The 15,976-nt window shown below is 40.3% G+C and carries 10 protein-coding genes; 6 read left to right on the top strand and 4 right to left on the bottom strand.

What is annotated here, in order from left to right; translation table 11 throughout:
- Positions 1 to 397: 397 nt before the first annotated feature.
- Both BVC89_RS24170 and BVC89_RS24165 read left to right on the top strand, forming a co-directional pair.
- Entirely contained in the window at positions 398 to 3,268 is a 2,871-nt protein-coding gene (locus tag BVC89_RS24170; protein WP_086933672.1) for a tetratricopeptide repeat protein, read from the top strand.
- 447 nt (positions 3,269 to 3,715) lie between these two features.
- Positions 3,716 to 5,458: a methyltransferase gene (locus BVC89_RS24165; protein ID WP_086933671.1), complete on the top strand. Its 1,743-nt coding sequence runs from the start codon at positions 3,716 to 3,718 to the stop codon at positions 5,456 to 5,458.
- A 257-nt stretch (positions 5,459 to 5,715) separates the two neighbouring features.
- Here BVC89_RS24165 and BVC89_RS24160 read toward each other — a convergent pair whose 3' ends face one another.
- On the bottom strand, positions 5,716 to 6,645 hold the full coding sequence (locus BVC89_RS24160; protein ID WP_086933670.1) for a hypothetical protein: 930 nt from the start codon (positions 6,643 to 6,645) through the stop codon (positions 5,716 to 5,718).
- Positions 6,646 to 6,884: 239 nt separating this feature from the next.
- Here BVC89_RS24160 and BVC89_RS24155 point away from each other — a divergent pair, with 239 nt between their 5' ends.
- Together BVC89_RS24155 and BVC89_RS24150 are read left to right on the top strand one after the other, a co-directional pair.
- Positions 6,885 to 7,805: a hypothetical protein gene (locus BVC89_RS24155; RefSeq protein ID WP_086933669.1), complete on the top strand. Its 921-nt coding sequence runs from the start codon at positions 6,885 to 6,887 to the stop codon at positions 7,803 to 7,805.
- Positions 7,806 to 7,985: 180 nt separating this feature from the next.
- Positions 7,986 to 8,363, top strand: coding sequence for a VOC family protein (locus BVC89_RS24150; protein WP_086933668.1), 378 nt, complete (start codon positions 7,986 to 7,988; stop codon positions 8,361 to 8,363).
- A 51-nt stretch (positions 8,364 to 8,414) separates the two neighbouring features.
- Here the strand turns inward: BVC89_RS24150 and BVC89_RS24145 are convergent, their stop codons facing one another.
- The 3 genes from BVC89_RS24145 to BVC89_RS24135 all read right to left on the bottom strand — a co-directional run bounded on the left by BVC89_RS24145 (position 8,415) and on the right by BVC89_RS24135 (position 11,281).
- Positions 8,415 to 9,398, bottom strand: a complete 984-nt coding sequence (locus BVC89_RS24145) for a TauD/TfdA family dioxygenase (RefSeq protein WP_086933667.1) — start codon at positions 9,396 to 9,398, stop codon at positions 8,415 to 8,417.
- Between the two features lie 21 nt (positions 9,399 to 9,419).
- Positions 9,420 to 10,376 (bottom strand): aldo/keto reductase, encoded by a 957-nt coding sequence (locus tag BVC89_RS24140; RefSeq protein WP_245929212.1) that lies wholly within the window; start codon positions 10,374 to 10,376, stop codon positions 9,420 to 9,422.
- 152 nt (positions 10,377 to 10,528) lie between these two features.
- Positions 10,529 to 11,281: a GntR family transcriptional regulator gene (locus BVC89_RS24135; RefSeq protein ID WP_086933665.1), complete on the bottom strand. Its 753-nt coding sequence runs from the start codon at positions 11,279 to 11,281 to the stop codon at positions 10,529 to 10,531.
- 513 nt (positions 11,282 to 11,794) lie between these two features.
- Here BVC89_RS24135 and BVC89_RS24130 point away from each other — a divergent pair.
- Positions 11,795 to 13,864, top strand: a complete 2,070-nt coding sequence (locus BVC89_RS24130) for a TIM-barrel domain-containing protein (protein ID WP_086933664.1) — start codon at positions 11,795 to 11,797, stop codon at positions 13,862 to 13,864.
- A gap of 140 nt (positions 13,865 to 14,004) precedes the next feature.
- Positions 14,005 to 15,735, top strand: a complete 1,731-nt coding sequence (locus BVC89_RS24125; RefSeq protein ID WP_086933663.1) for a solute:sodium symporter family transporter — start codon at positions 14,005 to 14,007, stop codon at positions 15,733 to 15,735.
- Positions 15,736 to 15,976 lie beyond the last annotated feature (241 nt).

The following is a 15,976-nucleotide window of genomic DNA, read 5'->3' as shown; positions in this document are numbered from 1 at the left end:
GTAGACTTAATTAATCATAACCGGCACAGTGTAAACTGACTGTTTCTTACTGGGAACGTATTCTATTCGTTTTTGTTTTCTATTTTTCTGCTTTTCTATGTTTTTATTAACTTCACACTAGTTACTCTAAGGCCTGTTAACATACTCTAAAGCCAGCAGCATTATTATATACTTAGAAGCTGTTCATAACCGTTGTGCTTGTTTTGCCCGCGTTCGCGATTTATTAGTAAAGTCGTAAACTGTTAATTAATAGAGGTGTCCTATATATATTAATGATAGCGGCGACTATATAATGAATTATAGAACGATAAATGTTAGCAACTACTAATGGAAAGTGAATAGCGACTTGCGATTAGTTAAGGCTTAGTTGGATACGGCTCTCTATGCCCTATATTCTATGGAAAGAGACGTACGTTGCGATCACTTAAATATTATGACAATAGATTTCTCTGCAACTCGATGGCATGAAATTACATCAATAATTGATCATGTACTTGAGCAGCCCGAAGACAAACAACTCGATTATCTCAAGTCTTTATGTGACAAAAATAAATCGTTATATGAAGAGATTGAAGCTCTTTTGCTGGCTGAGAAAAATGCGCTGACTTTTTTAAGCCGCCCTGCCGCAGAGTTGGTAACTTCATTAATGAGTATAACTGGGGATACTGTTGCTGGCGGAAGTTTTGCTCAGAATTTAGAAGGCCTAGATATAGGGTCTTACACCCTGTGTGAAGAGTTGGGGCGCGGTGGTATGGGTGTGGTATATCGCGCTGAGCGAAGAGAGGGTGAATTCGAGCAGCAAGTAGCGATTAAATTACTCAGCCACTATGACAATAATAAAAACAGCTTAATTGACCGTTTCAAACGAGAGCAGAGACTGTTAGCGTCGCTAATACATCCTAATATCGCACAACTATACGATGCCGGTCTGACCGCAGAAGGGCAGCCCTACTTTGTGATGGAGTATGTTTCTGGGCAGCCGTTTAATGAATATTGCCAAAAAAATAACCTTAGTGTTGATGCTCGCTTGAGATTGCTACAACAAGTTATCGATGCACTGAGTTATGCCCATAGCCACTTAATTGTACATCGCGATATTAAGCACTCTAATATATTAGTAACAGAACAAGGGCACGTTAAGTTATTAGATTTTGGTATTGCCAAATTGTTGAGCGAAAGCGAGCCTGACAATCTAACTCGTACCGGGGAAAATATTATGACCCCAGGTTTTGCCGCACCTGAGCAATTGCAAAATAGAACAATTACCATTGCGACAGATATATATCAGCTGGGTTTAGTTGCTTATGAATTGCTGACTAATCGCCAAGTATTTCGTGATAGAGCAGCATCACTTGCAGAACTGGTGAAAATGATCTGCGAGGAAGATCCTAGTTTGCCGAGTTCTGTTATTAGCCGTAAAGCTATATTTCAAACATCCACGAAAGCTAAGAAAAGCGATTCGATAGTTCAGAGTCTAAGTGAACTTGAAATCAAAAGGCTAGGTAAAAAGCTCAAAGGCGATGTGGATGCCATTATTCTTAAAATGTTAAGAAATCGACCTGAAGACCGTTATGTGTCGATGTTGGCAGTAAAAGACGATATCGAAGCCTATTTTGAAAAGCGCCCCATTGCTGCTCAAAACGCAAGTCTTGTTTATCAAGGTAAGAAATTTGTTACACGCCATTGGCGTTCGCTGTCGGCAGTAACTATGTTTATTATGTTACTCGCCGTATATGCTGTGACTGTGACTTATCAAGCAGATGAAATTAGCCGTGCACTTAAAGTTAGCCAACTTGAAACAGAAAAAGCAAATAAAGTCTCTGATTTTTTGGTAAGTGTTTTTAAAGCCGCTGATCCTACCGTGGCAGGTTTGGAAAGTGTGACAGCACAAACTTTGTTAGAGCGAGGCGAAGAACGAATCGAGCAAGAGCTAGCGCAGTTTCCAGAAATACAAGCACATATGCTCTCTTTGTTTGGAGAGATATATTTTAGTCAAAGCAAACTAGACAATAGCACTAGTTTTGTCGAAAGATCGCTACAAAAACAACGTAATTTTCCTGAAAAAAATGAAAAGAGCTTAGCCGATACCCTAACTCTTCTTGCTAGTGTTTACACCTATTCTGGTAAATACAAAGATGCCGAGCCTCTATTTGAAGAAAGCTTAGGTATTTACAAAAAATTGCTTTCCAAAGATGAGCTATCCCAAAGTGTTGCCTATGCAGAAACACTCGCGCTTTATGGAGAGTTTAAATATTATACCGCTGATTATGATGAGGCCAAAAAGTATCTAGTTGAAGCGATTGATATATTAAGCCCGCTGGCGAATGGACAGCATGAAGAGCTTGCTACTGCGTTGAATAATTTGGCTGTGTTACAGCATACTGAAGGAAAATTCGACTCCGCTAAAAAGAATATGCAGCAAGCTATTGAAATTCAAAAAAATATTTTAGGGGAAGAGCATTCCTACTACGCGGTACATCTGACGAACTTTGCTATTATGCTGACCGACATGGAGCTACTAGATGATGCCGAGCGTCTAGCACAGCAAGCTCTGGAGTTACAGACACAAATACTAAAGTCCAATCATATTGATATTGCTGAAACTTATAGAACATTAGGGGTAATCTTTCATCGTCGGGGACAATTAGAAAAAGCTGAACGTTATATTCGCGAAGCCATTGCTATTCGTAGTCGTGCTGTTTCAGATCATACTATGCCTACTGCTATCGATTACATGTGGTTAGGTGCCGTTTTACAGGATTTGCAAAAGTACCAAGAAGCTGATGTTTTCTACCGTGACATGATTAAAATTTTCCGTGAGAAAACCAACAGCAATGATACTATCGGCCGCGCTTTATGCCAAATAGCCTCTCTTGCTTTTGCTCAAGATAATATAGAAAAAGCAGAAAAGACATATGCCGAAGCCTTAAGAATTATGGCTGATGGTGGTATGCGTAAGACATTTGCTCAAGTGGGCTATGGCAGAGTTTTACTGGCGCAAGATAAAGCTGATGAAGCTGAATTTTTGGTGCGGCTTGCTTTACAAAAACGTAGCGAAAAATTTCCTGCTAAACATAGTATGATTGCTGAGGTGCAAGTTTTACTCGGATTGATCTTGCACCAACAAGAAAAAAATAGTGAAGCGCTAAGTCTTTTACAAAAAGGTGTTAAAGAGTTAGCTGGTCGAGAGTTATTTAAATATGGCAACCAGCATCAGCTATTAAAGCAGGGGCAAATTGCTCTTGCGATATTAAGTGCCAATCCTTGATTGGCTAATCTATGCAGCTTTAATCTAATTTCGATTGAGACCCTCTTCTTGTGTTTGCACTTTAAGAATATGCTGATATTTACTCAGACCGCCAATATTGATGCCTAGAGTGTTCTGTCTCAGTTCGCTATTTGCTGCTTGAGTCTGGTTTAAAGGCGCTTTTATTGTAAATGCGTCAACAGCTCAGGCCAATAGTGGAGTTACCATACAACTATTCATACAAAGCCTAATTTTCTAGTGGGCCACCTTAGGCACGTTATTCAAAGCTAATCTATCCAATATTTTTGTGTTGTTTATATATCTCGATCTAAGAAATATAGGCATATCATTTATGAGACCTTTCCTAGGAATAAACAACAAATTATCGCTCTTGCATGAACTTCTATCTTGCAGCACTCACTATCTCCATAAAGCGATCAAAAATACTGTCATGTACGGTGTCTAACAGTGAGAAAATCTAATATGCTACAAAGTCAAATACCCAGTTTTAAAGATACGCTCGCACTTCATGAAGATGGTCAGTTAGAGCATGCTCAAGCAGGATATCACCATCTTTTACAACATGAGCCCGATAACCATGTTGTTATGAATGCACTTGCCTGTGTCTATCAAGGCCTGGGGCAGAATCTCAAAGCTTTGGAGTTCTACCAGAAAGCTGCAAATACTAGCCAAGAAACATCACTGTATAAATTTAATACCGCAACAACACTTATGAATCTCAACCGAGACGACGATGCCCTGGCTACATGGGATAAGTATATTGCACAGGTTCCCAATAATGCTTCAGCCTACCAAAATCGCGCATGGATTTATTGGTATAAGAAAAATATGTTAGAAAAGGCGTCGGCCGATTATCAACAAGCATTAAAATATGATGCTGAGAATATTTCTATTTATAGTGAGTTGATTGAAGTCCTGATGGAGCTTGGTGAAACTCAGGAGGCAGAAAAGCTTATAGCAGCAGTTGTTACTCTTGCCTCGGAACAAGAAAAGCCAGAAAACCATAAATTGCTGGCAATAAGCTTTATGAATCTAAGGCGGATAGATGATGCCATTAACCAGTGGAATCAATATCTATCAGAAATTACCGATAGTGCTGAAGGCTATAGTTATCGAGCACTATTGCTCCGCGAAAAAGGCGACGTAAAGCAAGCACAACACGATTATCAACTAGCAATTGCATACTCACCTGATGATATCGGTAACTATTGCGAGCTAGGAGAAATGCTATGGTTACATGATAAAAATGCTGAAATGGAAATAGTGTTAGAACATGCTTTAGAAGTTGCGAAGAAAAAGGGTTCAAGTACAATATTTAAACAGCTTTCTATAACGTTTGATAAGCTTAACTTAACCGAAAAAGCACTGTTTTGTTTACAGCAGTGTATAGACTCTGAGTCAGAAGATGAAGACCTGATTAATCGTTGTTACAAACAAATAATGTATTTATATATGCGTAATAACGATAATGATAAAGCGAAAGAAAATTGTCAAAAGTGGAGTGAGCACTATCCACACAATCCCATACCTACCTATTTTTTAAATATATTAAATCAGAAGCAACCGGAGAGAGCTCCGGCAGGTTATGTCGCTCACGAATTTGACAGCTTCGCTGAAACCTTTGATAAAACACTTAGCAATTTAGAATATTCTGCCCCACAAATTATCGCAGATAACATAGCGCCATTTATAGTAAATCCAGAAGATAATGTAGTGTTAGATTTGGGGTGTGGCACGGGCTTATCAGGCAAAGCAATCACACAATATAGTCAATATCTCGAAGGTGTTGATCTATCTCAAAAGATGCTGGATAAGGCAAAAACACTAAATGTTTATGACAAACTAGCAGCAGATGATTTTATTAACTATCTGGCTAATGTGGAGAATCGCTATGATCTAGTCATCGCCGCAGATTCTTTAGTATATCTAGGTGACTTAGAGGAAGTAATTGCTAAAACTTCTCAAGCATTAAAGACAGGTGGGATATTCAGCTGCACATTAGAAATGCTAAAAAATACCGAATCCCCTTGGCAAGTTCATTTACAAGGTCGATTCTCACACAATCAGAATTATATCAACAATTTATTAGCGGCCAACAATTTAGACGTTCGTGTAAGTAACACATGTAGCTATCGCAAAGATAGAAATAAATCTGTAGATTCACTTATTATTGTTGCAATAAAACAGTGATAATAAGATGTGGCAAGGTTTCTGTTGCTAGATTATATGTGACAGAAATCTAGATTTTGGGTGGCAATTTATTATGTATTGTAACTCTATAATCAAAGGCCTTTAAGTGGGGCTCGATAACTCAGATAGACAGAAAAAATCTATCTTTAGAAAATTATTAACATTTTTAAGTTTTCTATTTTAGTGTGTTGGTAAGAGAGATGACGGATAAGTGTATTTATCCGTCATTTTGATAATTGATAGCTACCAATAAATATTTAGGGTGCCTCAATGATATCTGTTGGTGTTAAATCAGGGTCGACGCACATTAGTGGTTGTCCTCGGGCGGGACGGGCACACATGACAACAGGCTCCAGCTGTATATCGCTTACCGCGCTAGCTGAGGGCGCGGAACTTGTTGCCGGACTCTGGTCAGTTGAATGACTTTGTGGTTTAGTCAGAAACAGAATCATATCGGAGTTACTGCTTCCACAGCATGATCCACCTTCATCTTCGATAACCAAGTGTGTGTCTCCTGGGGCGTTTTTACAAGGAAAATCCTCTGATCCGCAGGTTAACATTGATTTTTTAGGTCGACAGAATTCATCAGGGTTGTTTCTGACAAAGCCTTCGTCACAGGCTTCTCCAGACGAATATAAACCCAGTTCTCTCAGCTCTTTAAACGGTCTTAGTGCTACATCCATAGACATGCAGTAATCGCCATCTGAAGGCAGATAGAAGCCTGCGACGCATTGATTGGCCGAACGAGATAGCCCTTTTATCTTCCTTGACGCTTTGATGAGCTTTAAGCGCTTATTTTCCTCAATCAGGCCCAGTTGGTTATCTAAACATACTTGCGACATTGCTAGTCGGCTAAAACCTGCAAAACATTGGTCAGCTGCTGGCTTAACGACATAGTTGTGTCTTCTCATTGTTATCGACGCATTTTGATCTTTAATGCAAAAACGTGTTCCTTTGATATGAATATATTCTGTAGGGCAAGTATTACTACTTGATAGCGGCAATACCGTATCACTGTCGAGAGTTTTATCGAGACAAACATCATCTAATACTTTGACAGTTCCTACTGGGCAAATATTAAATCTAGTTTCTGAAAGCGTGGCAGTGTTCGCCGCTAAGGCGGTTGGGATATAACATAGACCTAGAACTGTTAGGCCTTTTAATGCTTTAATGAAATTAATACGCATCTCTAAAATTCTCCATTTATCCTTGTTGATGCATTACATGCCTTTATGGTTACAGCAATCCTAAAAAAACAGGACAATTAAAATTTGATATATTTAAAATCTGTTAACGTATTATCAAAATGAACTGTTCTATTTAAGCTTGGCATTTTAATTAACATTGTGGTGTTTTTTCAAATTTTTGATTAAAAATGAGACTTCAGTCGGAAAAACACTCAGTTATGAGGCTCTAAGTGACCACTATGTACGTTAAATTACGCACCTTGTTATTATGCCTTTTGATTGTAAGTACTTATTTATATGTTGTTTCCGACCCAGGTGAATATTCCGCTGATGAGTATTCTCCCCAGGATAATAGCGAACTCACCCTTTCTGTCAGTGACTCTCTACCCGCCGAAACCCCAATATACTCGCCAGCTCGATATGTATACCCTGAAGAGAGCAGCGGCTTAAACTATGAGGATGATTGGTGTCACTATTCTGAACTTAGTGATAAAGCGAGTATTGACGCGGATATAGAAAACGAAGATTGGCTGTTAGCTAGAGGGCACTTTGCTGGACAATTTAATGGTTATGAGGCTTATCCCGTTGAGCAGTTAAAAGAACTGGCACAAGGAGGGGATCTTAGAGCTTCATACGTATTGGTTTATGTTAAAGACTCTACGACCGAGCTGAAGTTTTGGGCTGCAAAAAATGCCGCTATATATGGTGGAACTGGCTTAACTATGTCGTATATCGCGACAACATACGCACAAAAGTATGAGCGATTTTTAACCCAAGGGAAAAATGCCGATGCCAAGAGTGCGCTGTTGGAAAGCCTCGCTTGGCGTGAATTTGCAGCGATGCGAGGGGATTTTCTCCATTTAGAAGCAGGCGTTTACACTGTTTCGCTAAGTATAGGAAGCATTGACCTTAGTTCATCTGATATGACCTCGATTACCACAAGAGCACGGCAAATATACCGCCAGCTTGAGAGCTCAAGAATTAGTAAAGGTTTAGGTGAATTTGATAAAGATCTACCTCGTATTATTAAGAAAAAAAATGCATGGGCCGCCGCTAGCCTACTAGCAAAAGGCTGGAGCAAGTGGGGGCATCAGTATTTAAATCAGAGTGAATGCGTTCAAAAAAACGTCAAAAGCTTTCTAAAAAATGAACAATTTTAATATTGCCTTTATTTTTTTTGCTTTAATAAATCTTTCACTTTTCATTTCGTGATAATTGGTTCAAAAAACGATAGTATTATTTTTAGGTAGAACGACTTATTATCTTGAACAGGGTATAAAGTGAAATAAACCTTATGCCTTACTATAAATGCACAACTCAATTTTAGCTTGGAGACAAATATGATTGGTTACACCACCATTGGAACAAAAGATATGGATCGTGCAGTTGCTTTCTATGATGCATTGCTTGCTGAAATAGGAGGAAAACAGTTGATGGGTATGGATCGTATCAAGTTTTATGGCAATGACCCCTCTTCAGCCATGTTAGCTATTTGCCTTCCCTACGATGGTGAAGAGCAGGCGTGTGGTAACGGCACCATGGTTGCTTTTCCTGGCGGCTCAATTGAAGGTGCGAATAAACTATATGCCAAAGCTATTGAATTGGGTGCAAGTGATGAAGGTGAGCCAGGGCAGCGTATGCCATTTTTCTACGGTGGTTATGTACGTGATCTAGATGGCAATAAACTGTGCTTCTACCATATGACACCAACTGAGTAATACCTGTTTGGTCTTTATCTAGAGTGAGGGCCTATTTAGTAGGCCCTCATACTATGCCGCTGCTAAGGCGACCAGTACTTGTCTTTTTCTCTCTCCTGAATATGGCCTGCGGCCATGCATTGCCATATAGTTATCGACAATAGCGACATCATCATCTTGCCATGCGAGATCAAAAGTATAGTCTTTTGCCAAATCTACTACTAACTCTAAGCCGGCTTTAGGTATTGCACTACCATCTCCGAAAGTAATAGCACTGGAAGGATTTTCCTTTACTCCCTGCCAACCTAAATATGCTGCGATTAGTTGATTAAAAAATACCTGTTTGCCGTTATCAAGTTTTAATACTGCTGGTAGAGCTGGAGTTACCGCTCTTAGGCTATTATCTTCTAGCCATTTCCAGCTATAGCCCAGCTGTTTTAGTTTATGCTCTGCAGAGGCTTTATCCGCAACACTCAATGTGCTTTTCCAGCTGCGACCTTGTCCTGATTTCGGATTATCATCAGCAGGCATTGTGGTGGTATATTTAAGTCCCTTGGTAGCAAAGTCATTGGCTAACTTAGGGTCTTTTTTCTGCAATGCTTCAAATAGCTTATCTGAGCGGCACAGCGGGGTGGCGCCCCCTTGATCGGCAGCTGATTGGCAAAAGAAAAACAGTTTACTTGGATAGATCGGCGTCTGTGCCATTTCATGGTGTAGATAAATTTCAACGTCTTTTGGTGCTTCATTAGCGGTAAAAACTCGCTCGGTGAAATTTATCCTTACAGCATTCGATAGAGATTCCTGATAAGTGAAATTAGGATACTCAAAGGCAGCAGAAAATTCATCAAAGCACTCTGCTGACTTTACTGGAAAGCCGCGAAATAAAAGTGCTCCAGATGTTGTAAGCGCTGTCTCTAGTGCTTGTTTATTCGCCTTAATCCAGGCTTTGCATTCTTCTACTGTCGAAGCAAAGCCCTGATTAACAATAATCTTGGGAAAAATGTCTCCGTCAAAATTTAATTGTTCGGCGACATCCTGAAATTCTATAGTAGTCATTACGTGGGTGTCTCTATAGGGCTAGTCGTAAATAGGGTGGAAAGTATTAAAGGCGATCTCGCAAAAATGTCCGGGATCATTAAAGCGACGATTAGCATTGAGTGCAGAAATACTCAGCATCTCTTCTTCAGTTAATGAGAAGTCAAAAATATCTAAATTTTCCTTCAGGTGATTAGGTTTGCTCGATTTAGGGATAACTGAGCAACCTCGCTGCACATTCCAGCGCAGTACAACTTGTGCTGCTGTTTTTCCTGTACGCTCTGCAGCTGTAATAACAGCGGGATTTTGTAGTACGGTATCTGAAGATGTTGCCATATCTAGTTCTACATAAGATAGAGCACCCAGAGGAGAAAAGGCGGTCACTTCAAGACCATAGCTTTGACTCAAACGTATCAGTTTCTCTTGAGTCAAAAATGGGTGTGATTCAATTTGCAAGGCGGCAGGCTTAACAGTGGCGTAAGACATTAAGTCGTGTAAAAGACCCGAATTGTAATTACAAACACCTATTCTTTTGACTAAGCCTTCGTTGACCAGTTCTTCCATCGCCGCCCAGGTTTCATGTAATGGTACTTTCGCACTTTGCATACGAGGTGATTCAGCTTCTGGGTCTAAAAACCACTCCGGTGGATAGCGTGTTTCAAAGGGCACAAAAGTTAAGGCGATAGGGAAGTGGATAAGATATAAATCGAGATATTCAAGTCCTAAATCATTGAGGGTTTTCATAAGTGCTGGTTTAACATGCTCTTTAGCATGATAGGTATTCCATAGTTTAGAGGTCACCCATAGATCTTCCCGCTGACATAAGCCTTCATCCAAAGCCTTTTTGATACCTTGTCCCACTTCCACTTCATTGCCGTAATCGCAGGCACTGTCGAGATGGCGATAGCCGATAGATATTGCATCGTAAACGGCCTGGGCACAGTTCTCTTTGGCGATTTTCCATAAACCCAAACCTACTTTAGGTATTTCAGTTGACATATTCATTTCTCACTTAATGTAAATATCAGTATATTCTTATGTCTTATATAAGACCTACGTTAAAATCTAGTTGTACAATTGTCAATCGTTTAAATTATATTTAGGCTAATAGATACCTATTGATAGGCCCTAAAAGGCAGTGCAGACCACTCTTACTCAAGGTCTACCAAATAGTGAAAGCGGTCTGAGCGGCATCTGTTGACGCGATATTCGATTATCTTGCCATCGAGAGAATAAGTGACCCGGGTAAACTTCAGTAAGGGCTCTCCTCTATCTATCTCCAAGGCCTTGGCATCGCTAGCTCGTGCAAGTACCGCTTTTATTTTGTCTACAGTTTTATGGACTGTTAAATTAAAGCGAGTTTGATAAAAGTGATACAAAGTGTGTGGGATTTCTTCTTCATCCAACAACTCTTTAAAATACTTATAAGGTAGGTGAATATCTTCAAGTAAGCAGTACTCGCCATTTAGTATGCGTCTACGGGATAAAAAAATGACTTTTTCTTTTGCCTTTAATCCCAGGCTATTAAGTATTTCTGTGCTGACAGATTTTAGTAAGCGCAGTTGCATCACTTCGGCTTTAGGGAGTTCGGGCTTTTCACCATCTGCGACCAAGGGGAAAAAGCGGTAGAGTGCTTGATGGCCTGTATGCTCAGAAACAAAGGTTCCGACACCTTGCCTACGGGTTAAAATTTTGGAGTCAGTTAAGGAATTTAAGGCTTTTCTTACGGTTCCTTGGCTAACGTTATATTGGCTTGCCAGCTCGAATTCACTGGGTAACATTTCGCCAGGCTTCCAGTGCTGCTCCACAATAAGTTGGATGACATGTTCTTCGACTTGTTTGTAAAGCGGTTGTAGTTTGAATGAAGAGCCGCTTAATTTATTATCAAATTGCTTTGGCGTCATATAATTTACCGTCTTATTATATAAAGCTTATTATTTAATCAGATCCTATCTGACAGGTATTAGCCAACTATCGCTATATCATACTCCTTCGGCTTATTGCTGTGCAGGTTTTATGGCATAAGCTCTGAATTGATATTACCGTTATCATACAAGGCACAATAATTGATCTGCTCCCCATGGGGCCTATTTTCTTATATTTTTAGATGTAATATATCTGGGCTGATTGGCTATCAACAGGTGCGGTCTTAGATATATCGTTTGAATCGTTGCAGCCTAATAAACGGTGCCATTGTGAGGCGGTATGGATGGTCAGAGCCACGAGATTTTCAAATATTTTTCTAAAGTTATGGATAAATAGGTTTAAGTGCCTTATCCCCCCGTTTATAGGGGATATATTGACATTAGATATCTAATACAATACTTTGCCTTCTAACTTATATAAGACATAAGTATTTTAACTTAAAAGGTTTTCGGGCCGCTTGATGTTTCAATTCGTGAGTTTGGTGAGGCTAGATGTCTGAGTTTTCGTTACCTGTTCCTTCTTGGAACAATATCCCGCCTATAGAAGTGACTGGAATAGCCCGTTTGCTCAGTGATAATCAAGTAGTGATCGGAACTAGTGAAGGCGAGATGCATATCACTTTTTTCGATTGTGGCGTGCGTATTCTTATGGGAAAAGAGCGTCGCGATGATTACCAAATATTATACTCGCTACCTCAACGTGAACATATTGCCTTAGCTCAAGATGATGAGGAAATACGTATTACCAGCGAGCAATTCGAACTGCTGGTAAATATTTCCCCCTTTCACTTCCGCTTATATAAAAGTGGTGAATTGGTACAAAGTAGCACAAGAGATGGACATTTTGTCAGAGAGTATCGCCTTCCCCCACTTGCGAAAGTAGATGAAGGCTGGTTTGTCGCCCTCGATCTTGATAATGATGAAGCGGTTTATGGCTTGGGTGAAAAATGGGGCAAGTTGAACAAGCGTGGACAACTGATACGCTCTTTTAACAGTGATGCATTGGGTGTAAATGCAGAAATATCTTATAAAAACACTCCCTTTGCATGGAGCCCAGATGGCTGGGGCGTGTTTGTACATACTCCCGCACCTGTAACACATGGGGTTGGTTATGCGCCTTGGTCTCAGAGAGCCTATGGCATATTAGTGGAAGATGAAACGCTCGATGTATTTTTATTTGCCGAAAAATCGGGAGCGGAACTCATCGACACATATACTCAGCTAACAGGTCGTGCTCCTGTGCCACCTGATTGGAGCTTAGGTGTTATTTTATCTAAGGCTTATTACAAAGATGTGGCGGAGGTGTTGAGCACTGCTCGCACTGTGCGTGACAACAAGATGCCATGTGATGTGATCACTCTAGATGGCCGTGCTTGGCAAGATACAGATACGCGTTTCGCTTTTGAATGGGATCCAAAACGTTACCAAGACCCGGCAGCTCTAGTAAAAGAGCTTAAATCAATGGGCTTTAAAGTATGTGTTTGGGAGTATCCTCTTGTATCAGTGCAAAACCCTTTATTTAAAGAAATGGCTGATAAAGGCTGGTTATTAAAAGATAGCCGCACTCAAGAAGCGTATCGTTACCAGTGGGACATGAGTGCCTTTGGTGAGACTCTTACTCCATTGCCCGAATCTGGTATTGTAGATTTTACCCATCCTGATGCTTACACCTTTTGGCGTGACAGCCATAAGCCTTTGTTTGATCTTGGTATTGATATGATCAAGGCTGATTTTGGTGAGCAGGTTGAAGATAACAATATGCTGGCCCACAACGGTGAATCAGGTATTGCTCTGCACAATGTATATTCACTGTTGTATAACCGATGTGTTTATGAAGCCGCTCAAATGTACAGTCAAACGGGAGCTTTTTTGTTTAGCCGATCTGCCTGGACTGGATCGCAGCGATACCCTTCACAATGGGGAGGGGATCCGCAAGCAGATTGGGGCGGCTTTGCTGCAAATATTCGCGGCGGTCTGTCGTGGGGGCTATCTGGTGGGCCTTATTATGCGACGGATGTGGGAGGCTTTTACAAAGATACACGTGATGCCGAATTATTTGTTCGCTGGTCTCAGGCGGCCATTTTTTCTGCACACTACCGATTGCATGGTATTGGCCAACGAGAGCCATGGAGTTACGGTGAAGAAGCTGCGAAGGCTGCCACTAAAGCGCTTCAACTGCGTTATCGTCTGTTGCCCTATATTAAAAAGGTTGTTATCGAAGCAAGCAAGAGTGGGCTTCCCGTGCAAAGAGCAATGGTTCTTGCATGCCCTGAAGATCCAGCCTCTTGGGCGTTTGAAAGCCAATTTATGTTTGGTGACGACTTGTTGGTGGCCCCTTGTTTTAAACCTGGCGGCGATGTTCAGGTGTATTTACCCGAGGGTGATTGGGTGATGCTGCAAGATGGTCGTGAGTTTAACGGCGGTCGTGTTCATCGCTTAAATTTAAAGTTGGATGAGATCGCAGTCTTTGTTAAGCGCGGCACTCAAATTCCGCTGGCAGCACCTGGTATTGAACACCTCGAGCACAATAGTTTGGATGTAGTAGAGTATTGGTCGGCGTAGCCAATGCTTTTGAACCGGTACTAACCAACTAATGGCCATTAGGCATTAGCAAAAACGCATTGACTAAAATTCTGGCATGGGCTAACTAGCACTTCACCTATGTCAGAAAACAATAAAAATAATAAAAGATATTCAAAACCATGGCATTAGTAGACGTACTTACCACAATTTTTTCTTGCATCTTCTTTATGGGATTGGTGGCTTGGATTTCTTATCAAAAAACCAAGGGCGTTGTAGACTCAAAAGACGGGTATTTTTTGGCAGGTCGAGGCTTAACGGGTGTTTTTATAGCCGGTTCGATGCTACTGACCAATTTATCTGCCGAGCAACTAATAGGCTTAAATGGTTCTGCTTTTGGCTATAACATGAGTTCTATGGCTTGGGAAGTGACGGCAGGTGTTGCCACTATCATTATGGCCTTGATATTTCTGCCGCGTTATTTGAGTGGTGCTTTTTCTACTTTGCCTGAGTTTTTAAAAGTCCGATTTGATGATTCCGTGCGTCGTATGACAGTGGTTTTATTTATGATTGGTTACGGACTCATCACTATCCCTTCCGTGTTATATGCAGGTTCTGTCGCAGTACTACGATTATTTGATGTTCCTGTATTGCTTGGCGTCAGTTATGAATTGGGCTTGGTTATCACGATTATTATGGTTGGCACCATAGGATCTATTTATGCCATTTTTGGTGGTTTAAAAGCAGTGGCCGTATCCGATACGATCAATGGCGTCGGGCTGTTAATTATTGGAGTTTTAGTGCCTATTCTAGGCTTCGCAGCACTAGGTGACGGCAGTGTTATGCAGGGTATAGACACAGTATTAAATAATCATACCGAAAAACTTAATGCCATAGGTTCACCACAAGATCCTGTGCCATTTGGCACCATCTTTACGGGGATGATTTTTGCGAACTTGTTTTATTGGGGAACAAATCAGTATGTTATACAACGTACTTTGGGCGCTAAAAATCTCGCTGAAGGCCAAAAGGGAGTATTATTTTCAGGCTACTTTAAATTACTAGTGCCTTTTTTGATGATGATTCCCGGTGTCATTGCTTTTCATTTGTATGAAGGTGAAGCCATGCAGAGTATTGATTTGGCTTATCCAAGACTTGTTAAAGATGTGTTGCCCCTTTACTTGTCTGGCTTTTTCTTGGCAGTCTTATTAGGTGCAGTATTTAGCTCTTTTAACTCGTTACTTAACAGTGCAGCTACCTTATTTTGTTTGGATGTCTATTCACCTTTTAAGAAAAATAATGTCAGCGATAAACAGCTGATTAAAGTGGCGAAGATTGCTAGTGTAGTGATTGCCCTCTTTTCCTTCATTGTTGCGCCGTTATTAATGTTTGCCCCTGAAGGTTTATGGCAAATCATACGTATTTTCACCGGTTTTTATAATATTCCTATTATTGCCATAGTCTTGGTAGGACTGTTTACTTCTCATGTGCCTGCATTAGCAGCGAAAGTTGTTATTATTTTCCATGTTTTTGCTTATGCTCTATTAAAGTTTGTATTCGATGTAGAGCTTAACTTTATTCATATTTATGCGCTGTTGTTTTTCGCCGAAGTAGGCATTATGTTATTGATTGGTTGGCAAAAGCCGATGCTCAAAAAGTGGCAATATGAGCGTAAAGATACTGTTAGCTTAGTGCCGTGGAAATACGCACTACCTACTGCGATTACCCTACTATCATTGATTGTTATATTGTATATAAGCTTTTCTACCATTGGCGTTGTAAATGGCTTAAGTACAATGTTCTGGCCGAGTGTTGGCGGAGTTTTGCTGATCAACGCCATTTTGTGCGTATTGGCACTAAGACATTGGCACCAGCACTACAGTCGTGGTATCGAGAGGATTGGTAAAAGCTAAAGGGCTTTTAGTATATACATAGGTTCATTGTAGTAATTGGGCTGAAAGTACAATTATTAGTCTTATATAAGATATTAGTTGTACTGTGCTCCATTAATGGTTAAGGTAAATACAATAAAAATTAACCAAATTTTTAATACGTCATTTTTACTGGATAAAAAGGTTTGTCGCTAAGCTTTTGGGTAGCCTTTTGTTTGGGTAGTCGTTTGATAGAACCTTTTGATAAAAATAGTTGGATTTT

The sequence above is a fragment of the Agarilytica rhodophyticola genome (assembly GCF_002157225.2).
In the GTDB taxonomy this organism is placed as follows: domain Bacteria; phylum Pseudomonadota; class Gammaproteobacteria; order Pseudomonadales; family Cellvibrionaceae; genus Agarilytica; species Agarilytica rhodophyticola.
This window is presented reverse-complemented; position numbering and strand designations above follow the sequence as displayed.

Coding starts and splice junctions, on each gene's coding strand:
- BVC89_RS24170 (WP_086933672.1), top strand. CDS start 398: ATGGAAAGAGACGTACGTTGCGATCACTTAAATATTATGACAATAGAT.
- BVC89_RS24160 (WP_086933670.1), bottom strand. CDS start 6,645: ATGCGTATTAATTTCATTAAAGCATTAAAAGGCCTAACAGTTCTAGGT.
- BVC89_RS24155 (WP_086933669.1), top strand. CDS start 6,885: ATGTACGTTAAATTACGCACCTTGTTATTATGCCTTTTGATTGTAAGT.
- BVC89_RS24150 (WP_086933668.1), top strand. CDS start 7,986: ATGATTGGTTACACCACCATTGGAACAAAAGATATGGATCGTGCAGTT.
- BVC89_RS24145 (WP_086933667.1), bottom strand. CDS start 9,398: ATGACTACTATAGAATTTCAGGATGTCGCCGAACAATTAAATTTTGAC.
- BVC89_RS24140 (WP_245929212.1), bottom strand. CDS start 10,376: ATGTCAACTGAAATACCTAAAGTAGGTTTGGGTTTATGGAAAATCGCC.
- BVC89_RS24135 (WP_086933665.1), bottom strand. CDS start 11,281: ATGACGCCAAAGCAATTTGATAATAAATTAAGCGGCTCTTCATTCAAA.
- BVC89_RS24130 (WP_086933664.1), top strand. CDS start 11,795: ATGTCTGAGTTTTCGTTACCTGTTCCTTCTTGGAACAATATCCCGCCT.
- BVC89_RS24125 (WP_086933663.1), top strand. CDS start 14,005: ATGGCATTAGTAGACGTACTTACCACAATTTTTTCTTGCATCTTCTTT.